This window comes from Alcanivorax sp. HI0083 (genome assembly GCF_001635175.1).
In genome coordinates, this window is record NZ_LWFX01001030.1 from 1 (window position 1) to 11492 (window position 11492).

The following is an 11492-nucleotide window of genomic DNA, read 5'->3' on the forward strand; positions in this document are numbered from 1 at the left end:
CTGGAACCGGACATTCGCCAGCAACTGGAACACCTGCGTGAACTGGGCGTGAAGACCGGGCTGATTTCCAACCGTAAGCGCGAATTTCTGGAACACGAACTGGCGCTGGTGGATGGCACAGGCTGGGAAGATTTGTTTGATGTGGTGGTATGCGGCAGCGATGTGGAGGAACGCAAACCGTCACCACAAATGCTGTTGAAAGCCATGGAGATTCTTGGCAAGAAACCCGCCGAAAGTTGCTGGTACGTGGGCGACAGCACCACCGACGTGATTGCCGCCAAGGAAGCCGGCGTCACCTCCATTTTCTACAATGGCGCGGGCTGGGATCAGGCCTGGCTGGACAAGATTTTCCCGCACACGGTCAAACACCCCCACCGCCCGGATGCCGTGGTCGGCAGTATTGCCGAGCTGACCACCCTGGCCCGCCACTTGCTGGCCCAGCACAAGCGTGTGGAACGGGCGCGCCCCTGAAAGCCTCTGCCGCCAGCCCGATTGGCCCGATCCGCCCCTGCCTGGCTCGCGCCAAGTTGGTACATTCGTGCAAAATAACAGCCTGCCCGTGAGACACCATGACACAGCACACGCTTCACGCCTTTACCGATGACGCCCTGGGCACCGATGATGCCACCGCCCTGGCAGAGCGCCTGCAACGCGGCGACATCAGCGCAACCAACGCCACCGAGGCCGCCATCGCCCGCTTGCAGCGGGTCAATCCCACCCTCAACGGGCTGGTGCTGGACACCTATGCAGGAGCGCGAGAACGAGCCAACAACAAGCACTTTGAAGGCTTTTTTGCCGGCGTTCCCAGCTTGATCAAAGACAATATCGACCTGCGCGGCCTGCCCACCGGCCATGGCAGTGCCGCCGTGGGTGGCAAACCCATGAAGAAAACCAGCGTACTGGCGAAGCAGTATCTGGCTCAGGGTTTTAACCTGTTGGGCAAGACCACCCTGCCCGCCTTCGGCTTTACCGCCTCCACCGAGATGGTTCACGCCCCGGCCACCCGCAACCCCTGGCACCTGAACCACTCCGCCGGCGGCTCTTCCGGCGGCAGCGCCGCACTGGTGGCCGCCGGCGCCGTGCCCATTGCCCACGGCAACGACGGCGGCGGCTCCATTCGCATCCCCGCCGCCGTCTGCGGCCTGGTGGGCCTGAAAAGCACCCGTGGGCGCCTGGTCACCCAGGAAGCCGCCAAAGCCTTGCCAGTGAACATCATCAGCGATGGCGTGCTCACGCGCAGCGTGCGCGACACCGCCAACTTCTTCGCTGAAGCCGAAAAGTACTACCGCAACCGCAAGCTACCCGCTGTTGGGCACGTCACCGGCCCCGGCAAACAGCGGCGACGCATCGGCCTGATGGTGGACTCCATCGCCGGCGACCCCACTTGCCCGCAACCCCGCGCCGCCGTAGAAGCCACCGCCAAACAGCTGTCTGATCTGGGCCACCATGTAGAAATGGCCCGCATCGACCTGCCCCAGCGGTTTGTAGACGATTTCCTGCTTTACTGGGCCATGCTCGCTTTCTTTGTCAGCAAATTCGGCCGCGCCCTGTTCCCTCAAGGGTTCGATGGCCAGCAGCTGGACCCGCTTTCGCAGGGTCTGGCCCGCTATTACCGTCAACGCTTCCTGAAAACCCCGGGCATGCTGCGCCAGCTTCGCCAGAGCCAGGCCCGCTACGCAGAAGTATTTAACCAGTACGATGTGGTACTCACCCCGGTGCTGGCCCACACCACGCCGGAGCTGGGCTATCTGGGCGCCGATGTGGACTTCGACGCCCAGCTGGAACGCCTGTTGCGTTACACCACCTTCACCCCGGCCAACAATGCATCAGGCAGCCCCGCCATCTCGCTCCCTCTAGGCCAGACCGATACCGGTCTACCCATCGGCGTACAATTTTCCGGCCGCCACGGCGACGAGCGCACCCTGCTGGAGCTGGCCTTCGAACTGGAGGATGCACAACCGTTCCGGCGCCTGGGGCAGTAACAGATAAACGCACCTAGTCCCTCCCCGCAGGTCGGGTTAGCTTAGAAGGCATAACCCGACCTGCAATGTCCCAGTGACAAAACAATGGCAACACCCAGAAAACGGAACATGAATATCCGCTTAGAACCACTGCAAAGCAGTCATGCTGGTGCGCTGTATGTACTCACCGATAACAACCGAGAGTATTTACGGCAATGGTTGCCTTGGCTAGATCACATCCAGGCCCAGGAAGACACAGAGCGTTTTATTGACAAAAATCGTCAACAAGCAGCCTTGGGAAAGGCTTGTAACTTTGCTGTTTTCCACAACGATTCGCTTTGCGGCGTTGCCGGCTTTCACGCCATCAACAAGGCACATCGCACCGGTTCGATAGGGTACTGGCTAGCCGAAAGTTTCACTGGCAAGGGCATCATGCTAGACGCCGTATCCCTGTTATTAAGAACCGGGTTTGTCGAATTTCATCTACATCGAATTGAAATACGCTGCGCCACGGGCAACACCAAAAGCCGGGCCATACCGGAAAAGCTCGGCTTCACTTTGGAAGGACAAATGAGGGAGTGTGAGTGGCTATATAACAAGCATGTGGATCATGCTATTTATGCGCTGCTGGCTCATGATTACATGCCTAGCCCGACTACCTAACCACGCTTGAGTATCAAGGAGGATAACCATGAAAAAAGCCAGCCCGAGCGGCGGCGTGGTCCACCCTCTCCCTGACGACCTGCACCAAATGCTGCTCTGCAACAGCGCCATGCTGGAGCAATGGGAGGACATTACCCCGCTGGCTCGCAACGAATGGATCTGCTGGATCGAAGACGCCAAGAAAGCAGCTACCCGGAAAGGGCGTATTACCCGCGCCAAGGAAAACCTTACCGCTGGCAAACGTCGACCCTGTTGCTGGCCGGGCTGCCCCCACCGCGAACGTACCGGCAAGGCCTGATATTTTCAGTGCGCAGGTACTCTCTGAGCCCTTGGGTATAGCAACAAACATGCCCAGCCAGCTTACTTAAACTGGCTGGGTGGCATGCCATACCATTTCTTGAACGCGCGCGAAAACGCGCTCACCTCGGAAAAACCCAACAGGAATGCCACCTGGGTAATACTCATTCCCGAGGTGCGAAGATGCTGCTCCACCAACGATTTACGGGTATTTTCCAACAGCAGTTTCCACGTTAAACCATCTTCAGCCAACCGCCGCTGCAAACTGCGTGTGCTCATGCACAATGCTTCAGCCGCATCCTTCTGCGCTGGCTCACCATCGGGCAAACGCTCCTGAATCCATAACGATAGGCGATCGGCCAGCGACGCCTCCTCCGCCACTGCCAGCCGCTGACTCAGGGTGGCATCCAACATGGCAGCCAGCTGAATATCACTAGATGCCAGAATCCGATTGGCGCTCGCCTTGTCGAACACCAGCGCATAGCCTTCGCCCACCGCCAGTGGGCAGTTGAAATAATCGGCTAGGGTCACCCGCATATCATCCTCAAGCCAGTCCGGATAACCCACCAGCAGCGGGTTATAATCCGCGCTGATACGTACCCGTAATACCCGCACGATAGAAGCCATTACAAAAACCAGCGCCTGGGGGTGAGGCTCATGCTCGGTGGCGGAAAAGAAACGCAGCTCCACCGTGCCATCATTAACATGCAACTCCGTGCGCACAAGATTGCTAATCAATCGGTGAAAGCGGGTAACGCGATTAAGTACACTATAAAGATCACCACCGGCAGCCACCGCCAACCCAAGGGCACCAAAGTGGGTGTACTGGGCATGGCGGGCTAGTTCGATACCCAGCGCAGGCTGCTCCAATAGCACCTGACAATAATCCAACAGCGCCGTGGACACATGTACATCCACCCGCGCCTCCGGATCCCGAAACAGCGCCTCCTCCAGCCCGTAACGCGCCAGAATGGCCGCCACATCCTGCCCTTGTTCCTGCAGGTACTGCAGCAACGGTGTCATCAACACCGCTGCTGCCTGCTGTCTGGCTACACCTTTTCTCTCGCCCATGGCCTTCCCGCCTGTGCCGTTTTAATAATTGGCGCTCAAGGTCAACAGCTTGGCGCCCAGGGTCGATTTTTTATGGCGCTGCCTGGGTATCGTTGCTGTCATTGAAAAGGAGATTTCACATGGCGACAACAACACCAACAAACGCAGCGAAGAAACCCGCTTCCCGTGGCCGTTTTGCCACCGACAAAAAAGTGCAACGCGAAATCATTGCCATCAGTGATGGTATACGACAACGCCACAATTGGCTCAAGCATCAGGATCGCATCGGCTTGGGCATCTGGGTGCTGGCCGTCGCGGGCACCATTCTAAACGCCGTACTCTACCTGCAAGGCAGCATGCCAGGCTGGCTGGTCATCGTGCTAACGGCGTTCTGGACCTCCCTGCTACACGAACTGGAACATGACTTGATTCACCTGATGTACTTCAAAAAGAACAAGTTCATGCACAACCTAATGATGATGGGTATTTATCTACTGCGTCCCAACGTGATCAACCCCTGGATCCGCCGGCACCTGCATTTTCATCACCACAAAAATTCCGGCAGTGAAACCGACCTTGAAGAGCGCGGTATTACCAATGGTGAAAAGTGGGGAATCAAGCGCCTTCTGATGGTGGGCGATGGCATGCTGGCCGTCTACCTGCGCGCATGGCAGTACCTGACTGAACCCGGCAAGTTGTACAACCGCGGCTTGATCACCAAGCAAGATGTGAAGAACGTTCGCCTGATCGGCCTGGTCAGCTACAGCCCGCTGGGCATCGCTACCCACGCTATCTGGCACTTCTTCGTGTTATTCCACCTGGCTAATGCCTCGGCCTGGTTGGTGGGTGCTGAAATCCCTTGGCCGAACATGGTCACCGCACAACTGAGCTGGATTACACCACTGGTTGTTGTACTCATCGCCCCAAATATGTTGCGCACATTTTGCCTGCACTTTATTTCGTCCAACATGCATTACTACGGCGATAATGAGCAGGGGAAAATCACCGAACAGTGTCAGGTACTGAACGTATGGTGGCTGTGGCCTATGCAGGCTTTTTGCTTCAACTTCGGCAGCACCCACGCGATTCACCACTTTGTGGTTCGTGACCCTTTTTATATCAGACAGATGACCGCCAAGCAGGCCCACAAAGTGCTCAAGGATAATGGGGTGAGATTTAATGATCTGGGCACCTTCCGGCGGGCCAACCGAATGCACGAGACAGCTCAAGCAGCTTGAAAAAAACTGCGTGAAATAATAAGCCCGCTATTTACGGGCTTATTATTTTCGGCGGCAACGACACTGAAATCACTGCCTCATCCCATATGAAAATCGACTGGCGATCAGCTGGCACCGATAACCGCGCCGAAGATTTGCGAAGGTTTTATCGATCTATCAGAAGAAAAAGAAACCGCTATAGCAGATTATTTATCTGACCGCGCCCCCTCTGTCTCCACCAGATCAACCCTGGCCACTTTCCCGAAAAGCAGAAGGTGCCAAACCGGTCCAGCGCTTGAAAGCCCTGCGAAAGTTTGCCGTGTCACCGTAACCCAGCGTATACGCCAGCTCTTGAATGCTCATGTTCTGGCTTTTCAAGTATTCCAGGGCAAGGGCATGGCGGACCCCGTCGAGAATTTCCTGAAACGAGGTGCCTTCATCCAACAAGCGACGATGCAGGGTTCGGGGAGTCATGTTCAGAATGCGGGAGGTGACGGAGAGTGAGGGAAAATTCACCTGCTTGGCCAGCATTAATCGACGTACCCGTGCTGACACGGAAGCATCCGACACTAGGCTGTGCAGTTCCCGTTTGCAGAGTTTTTCCGCATGCTCGAAGGCGGCCGGGTCAGCGGTTCGCAGAGGCTGATCCACCACATCCAGTGGCAGAGACAAACCGGTCCAGTCTTGGCCGTAGCGTACCGGGCATCGAAACAGGGACTCAACGAGTTCCGGGTCATAGGTTTCGGAAAAGGCAAAGCTGGCTTTGGCTACCTGACAATTACCCAGAGTAATGAAATCGAGTACGTTCTTTACCGCCACCACGACTGCACCCAGCAAGAAAGGACCCACCTCACCCAACGGCAGCAACTCCCGGATCTGCAGGTTTAGGTATTTGCCATCCACTTGGTGGCTTACCATCACTAAGTTAATACGCAGAGGGATAAAACGCTCAAGTATCTCAACGACCTGGCGCACAGAACCACTGTTCATGGCCGCATAGCCCATCATGCCGTGATTATTTATGCGTAGACGCTCCCCCACCATCAGGCCCAACGCCGGCTCCCCCGTGATCGCCTCAGCCTCCAGAAACAGGGTACGGACCACCTCCCAGGGAACGGTGGCATCAGCCAGATCAAGATCAGCCAACGACAAATCATGAGCCGCCAGCCAAGGGGCAACGTCGACTCCCATCTCGATTAACTGGTCTGCCACCTGCCGAAGATAGTTGATGGATAATGCCCACTCCATCGGCTTATTCATGACTGACAAAACCTGAAAATTCGCATTGTCAATAAATGACCCCTATTTGTCTATAGACAACCTACCCCAGCACCGACCGCATATCTAGCATCAACTTCCACGGTTCAAAACCCGATAACCACAAACGAACAAGAAGGCAACAAAGCACAAAAAACCTTACTGATTGGTTGCTTAAATTAAGGGAGAACATCATGCGATATGTAAAACCATCAACTCTTTTTCTCGTGGTTTTCATGGCATTGGTTACCAACATCGCCCATGCCAGCATCAACGAAAAACGCACCCTCTGTGTATTCGATCTTGTCGGTGCCAACGGCGATTTCTACAGCATCATGAAGGACTTCAAGACCGCAGCGCTTGACTGGGGCGTGGACCTTGAACTCAAGCCCTACACCGACGAGAAAATTGCCGCCGAAGACTTGAAAGCAAAGCAATGCGATGGAGCACTGCTTACCGGCATCCGTGGTCGCCAGTTCATCAACTATACCGGCAGCATGGATTCCATCGGTGCCATTCCCAATTACGATGCCATGCGAATGGTGGTGTCTATCCTGGCCAGCGGCAACCCCAAGGTAAACCCTCACTTGGTTTCCGGCCCCTATGAATTCGCTGGCTTAGTACCCATGGGGGCGGCGTATCTTTTCGTCAAAGACAACACCATTGATACAGTGAAAGAATTAGCAGGAAAATCCATTGCGGTGCTGGAATACGACGTGGCCGAGGCGAACATGGCCAAGCGCGTGGGCATGTCGCCAGTGATGTCGGATATCACCAATTTCTCTACCCGTTTCAATAACGGCTCTGTAGATACTTGCTTCGCTCCCATCTTCGGTTATTCCGCCTTAGAGCTGTATAAGGGCATGCAGCCAGACGGCGGCATCATTAATCTGGTGCTAGGCCAGTTGAGCGCACAGTTAATTCTTCGCAAAGACCTTTTCCCCGCAGATTTTCCCGATCATTCCCGAAAGTACTTGGCCGGCCAGTTTGATCGCGCCATGCGTATCATCAATAACGCAAATAACGAAGTGAACGAAAAGTGGTGGATCAATATATCCGATAGCGAAACCACCCGTTACGACGAAATGTTTCGTCAGGCGCGTATCGATCTTGCCAACCAAGGCGTTTACAACAAGGACATGATGAGCTTACTGCGAAAAGTACGATGTAAAGGCGACCCCTCACGTGCTGAATGCGTCAATCCCGTGGAGTAATCAGGCTACTTTTTCTTTCAACTTCATCCTGCAATAACAAAACAGAAATATGTGAGGTTTTATTATGTTGGAAAAAATCAATCCCGATACCTTGTTACGTTTAAAGAAATGGGGCTACCTCGCCTGCTGGGCATTCTTTCTTCCCATGGTGCCCTTTTCCGCTCTGGTGGGGCGTGATCAGGGTACGCAAAACCTCTGGGCTTGGATGATCTTGGCGATATTCTTCATTCTGGTCCCGGTGGTAGATTACCTAGTCGGCAAGGATCCGGTTAACCCGGATGAAGAAAAACAGGTACCCGAACTTTCGCAGGACAAAAGCTACCGCGCCCTTCCCCTACTTTTGGCAACCGCCTGGCTGGGCCTGCTGTTCTATGCCGGCCATGTGTTCGTTAGCAATGATTATTCTTGGGGCGGCATGCTCGGATGGATCATGTCCATCGGCCTGCTTGGCGGCATGATCGCCATCAACTTGGGGCACGAACTGATTCACAAGGACCCGAAGGTGGAAAACTGGATGGGCGGCCTGCTGTTGTCGTCGGTAAGCTATGGCGGCTTCAAGGTAGAACACGTGCGCGGCCACCATGTACATGTGTCCACACCAGACGATGCCTCATCCAGCCGTTATAACCAGTCTCTGTATAACTTCCTGCCCAAGGCGTTTGTGCATAACTTCATCAATGCTTGGAGCCTGGAAAAGAAATACCTGGAGCGTAAGGGCAAGAAGAACATCAGCGTTCATAATGAACTGATCTGGTGGTACAGCATCTCCGCCTTGTTCGCCGTGACCTTCGGTATGCTCTGGGGTTGGCAGGGCGTGTTGTTCTTTGTTGGCCAGAGCTTCTTTGCGGCGCTGGCACTGGAAATCGTCAACTATATTGAACACTACGGCCTGCATCGTCGACAGCTGCAAACCGGCCGCTATGAGCGGGTCACCCCGGCCCACAGCTGGAACTCGAATTATCTAGTCACCAATCTTGTACTGTTCCAGCTGCAGCGCCACAGCGACCACCATGCCTACGCCAAACGTCGCTACCAAGTGCTGCGCCACTATAACGAAAGCCCACAGCTGCCGGCCGGTTATGCCACCATGATGCTGCTGGCCATGGTACCGCCACTGTGGAAGAAAGTGATGAACCCGCGGGTAGAAGCGTATTACGAAGGTGAGTTGGACCAACTGTTCCGTGAAGGTCCGCGCATCAATAACATCGCCTGATTGTTACTCCCTGTGAGCGCCCATACTGCGGCGCTCACAGGCGCAATGATTCATGCACGATTCACGCGTCTGCCCCAGTGTACAGAACGTCGAGTTACGCCTTCGGCCAACCCCAGCGGCACATCCCCTTTACCTAGCAACGCTCTCGTAGGTCGACTTAGCCGAAGGCGCAAGCCGACATCACCTGTTGATAACAGTTAATCGTCATCGTGCCGAAAGAATGCCTGAATGCTGGAAAAATCCTTATCCGAGTAGCCATGATTTCCATGGGTGGCATACAAGCTTTTTGCCAAGTTACCCATGGGGGTGGCGGACTGGGTGCTCAGGCCTGCTTGTAACGCCAGCCCCAAATCTTTATTCATCAGTTTTACCGCAAAGCCACCTTCGTAGCCCTTCGCAGCAGGCACATTGTCCATGACTCCGGGCCAGGGGTTGTACTTGTCTAGTGACCAGTTATCACCGGAGCTGGCTTTCATAATATCGGACAGCACCGCCGGGTCGAGGCCATGGTCGACGCCCATCTGCAACGCTTCAGCAGTACCGATCATGTGAATGGCCAACAACATGTTATTGCAGATTTTTGCCAACTGACCGGCACCACTATCCCCAGCACGAAACACCTGCGCGCCCATGCATTCCAGCACCGGCCGGGCACGCTCGATGGCGCCTTCCGGGCCACCGCAAATAAAGGTCAGCGTGCCGGCCTTTGCGCCGCCAACACCGCCGGATACCGGCGCGTCGATCATGGTCCGGCCCTGTTCTTTGGCAATGCTGGCCACATCACGGGCGGTATCCGCATCAATGGTGGAACAGTCGATGATTAGCGCACTTTCATCAATGTGTGCCAGTACACCGGCGTCGCCTAGGTACAAGCCTCGAACCGCACCGGCGGAGGGCAACATGCTGACAACCACCTCAGCCCCGGCCACCGCTTCTGCCGCAGTGCCTGCCGCTTTAGCGCCCTCTTGGACAACAGCCTCCAACAAGGCTGGCATCAGGTCAAAGGCCACTACCTCGTGCCCCGCCTTAACCAAATTGACCGCCATGGGGGCGCCCATATGTCCAACGCCGAAAAAAGCAATTTTCATTGTTATCTCTCCCTCGCATATTGCTTGGTTATAGCAGCGGTGCTTGAGTCACGAATCACATCTGGTTCGCGCATCACAAGCAAGTTAGCGACTCAAACGCCGCGCCTACTGGGCACCTTTATTCAAAGAAACGACAAATCTTTCAGCACATTACGCGAGATAATCACGCGCATGATTTCGTTGGTACCTTCCAGAATCTGGTGCACCCGCGCATCGCGCACGTAACGCTCCAGCGGGTACTCACTGATATAACCGTAACCGCCATGCAGTTGCAGCGCCTGGTTGCAGACGTTGAAACACAGGTCCGTTGCCAGACGCTTTGCCATGGCGCACAACATGCTTTTATCGCTGTGATTCTGATCCAGTTTCCAGGCCGCCAGACGGACCATTTGCTGCGCCGCCACTAACTCCGTGGCCATGTCGGCCAGAGTGAATTGCACGGTTTGGAAATCGCCAATGGCCTGACCAAACTGTTTGCGTTCCTGCACGTATTGCTGGGCCTGGCGCAGGGCCGCCTGGGCCGCCCCCAGAGAGCAGCTGGCAATATTGATACGGCCACCATCCAGGCCGGCCATGGCGATGCGAAAGCCCTGCCCTTCTTCACCGATCAGGCAGTCCGCAGGAATGCGTGCATCTTCAAGAATCACTGCCCGGGTAGGCTGGCTTTTCCAGCCCATCTTGGCTTCGTTACGGCCGTAGCTGATACCCGGCGTATCCGCCGGAACGGCAAAGCAGGAAATGCCGCCGGCACCGTGCCCACCGGTACGTGCCATCAACACCAACACATCGGTATCGCCCGCGCCGGAAATAAACGCCTTGGCGCCGTTCAGCACATAATCATCACCGTCTTTTTTTGCGGTGGTGCTTAACGATGCGGCATCGGAACCGGCACCCGGTTCGGTAAGGCAATAGGACGCCAGTTTTTCACCGCTCATCAATGCTTCGGCCCAACGCGCCCGGATGGCATGGCTGCCAAAACGGGTGAGCATCCAGGTGGCCATATTGTGGATGGTGATAAAGGCGGTGGTGGAGGTGCAGCCCTGGGAGAGTTGTTCAAAGATCAACGCCGCATCCAGCCGGCTCAACCCCATGCCGCCGTATTCTTCATCGCAGTACAGGGAGCAGAAACCCAACGCCCCGGCTTCGCGAATCGCGCCTTTTGGGAAGAAGCTTTTGGCATCCCATTCTGCGGCAAACGGCGCCAGCGCTTTTTCAGAAAACTGGCGCGCGGTTCCCCGAAAAGCCTGCTGTTCTTCAGTGAAAGAAAAGTCCACGCATTGATCCTTTCAAGATCGTTTAATCATTCAAGACCCTTGCCGTAGGAGCGCAGCGAATAAAGTCGCTTGCGGCGCAGACAACCTGACGCTGGAATCGCGCCGCAAGCGACGCTCCTACGGAAAACCCCGTCACTTCAAATTAATGCTCATGTTTGGCCCGGCTGCCGCCGGAATATCAGAATCGAACCAGCGGCTGGTGACGGTCTTGGTTTCCGTATAGAAACGCACACCCTGCTTGCCATAGGCGTGCTGGTC

11 protein-coding genes are annotated in these 11492 nt (G+C 55.5%); 7 read left to right on the plus strand and 4 right to left on the minus strand.

Features of this window, described 5'->3' with window-relative positions:
- The 4 genes from A3754_RS13065 to A3754_RS13080 form a co-directional block, all read left to right on the plus strand.
- Window positions 1–471 (plus strand): HAD family hydrolase (locus tag A3754_RS13065; RefSeq protein WP_156496981.1); only part of this gene is annotated, 471 nt, incomplete at its 5' end.
- A 98-nt stretch (window positions 472–569) separates the two neighbouring features.
- Window positions 570–1982, plus strand: coding sequence for an amidase (locus tag A3754_RS13070; RefSeq protein WP_063520042.1), 1413 nt, complete (start codon window positions 570–572; stop codon window positions 1980–1982).
- 108 nt (window positions 1983–2090) lie between these two features.
- Window positions 2091–2624, plus strand: a complete 534-nt coding sequence (locus tag A3754_RS13075; RefSeq protein WP_197468648.1) for a GNAT family N-acetyltransferase — start codon at window positions 2091–2093, stop codon at window positions 2622–2624.
- A gap of 28 nt (window positions 2625–2652) precedes the next feature.
- Window positions 2653–2922, plus strand: coding sequence for a YdeI/OmpD-associated family protein (locus A3754_RS13080; protein ID WP_063520044.1), 270 nt, complete (start codon window positions 2653–2655; stop codon window positions 2920–2922).
- A gap of 62 nt (window positions 2923–2984) precedes the next feature.
- Here A3754_RS13080 and A3754_RS13085 read toward each other — a convergent pair whose 3' ends face one another.
- Entirely contained in the window at window positions 2985–3992 is a 1008-nt protein-coding gene (locus A3754_RS13085; protein WP_063520045.1) for an AraC family transcriptional regulator, read from the minus strand.
- Between the two features lie 119 nt (window positions 3993–4111).
- Here A3754_RS13085 and A3754_RS13090 point away from each other — a divergent pair, with 119 nt between their 5' ends.
- Window positions 4112–5209: a fatty acid desaturase gene (locus A3754_RS13090; protein WP_082904784.1), complete on the plus strand. Its 1098-nt coding sequence runs from the start codon at window positions 4112–4114 to the stop codon at window positions 5207–5209.
- A 222-nt stretch (window positions 5210–5431) separates the two neighbouring features.
- On the opposite strand, the gene A3754_RS13095 is transcribed toward A3754_RS13090, so the two are convergent.
- Window positions 5432–6448 carry an AraC family transcriptional regulator gene (locus A3754_RS13095; RefSeq protein WP_197468649.1) on the minus strand — a complete coding sequence of 339 codons (1017 nt, stop codon included), beginning with the start codon at window positions 6446–6448 and terminating at the stop codon, window positions 5432–5434.
- Window positions 6449–6639: 191 nt separating this feature from the next.
- Between A3754_RS13095 and A3754_RS13100 the strand changes: the two genes are divergently transcribed.
- Together A3754_RS13100 and A3754_RS13105 are read left to right on the plus strand one after the other, a co-directional pair.
- Window positions 6640–7659 carry a putative solute-binding protein gene (locus A3754_RS13100; RefSeq protein ID WP_063520047.1) on the plus strand — a complete coding sequence of 340 codons (1020 nt, stop codon included), beginning with the start codon at window positions 6640–6642 and terminating at the stop codon, window positions 7657–7659.
- A gap of 64 nt (window positions 7660–7723) precedes the next feature.
- Window positions 7724–8872: an alkane 1-monooxygenase gene (locus A3754_RS13105; protein ID WP_063520048.1), complete on the plus strand. Its 1149-nt coding sequence runs from the start codon at window positions 7724–7726 to the stop codon at window positions 8870–8872.
- Window positions 8873–9069: 197 nt separating this feature from the next.
- Here A3754_RS13105 and mmsB read toward each other — a convergent pair whose 3' ends face one another.
- Window positions 9070–9960, minus strand: a complete 891-nt coding sequence (mmsB, locus tag A3754_RS13110; protein WP_063520049.1) for a 3-hydroxyisobutyrate dehydrogenase — start codon at window positions 9958–9960, stop codon at window positions 9070–9072.
- A 122-nt stretch (window positions 9961–10082) separates the two neighbouring features.
- Window positions 10083–11234 (minus strand): acyl-CoA dehydrogenase family protein, encoded by a 1152-nt coding sequence (locus tag A3754_RS13115; protein WP_063520050.1) that lies wholly within the window; start codon window positions 11232–11234, stop codon window positions 10083–10085.
- Window positions 11235–11492 lie beyond the last annotated feature (258 nt).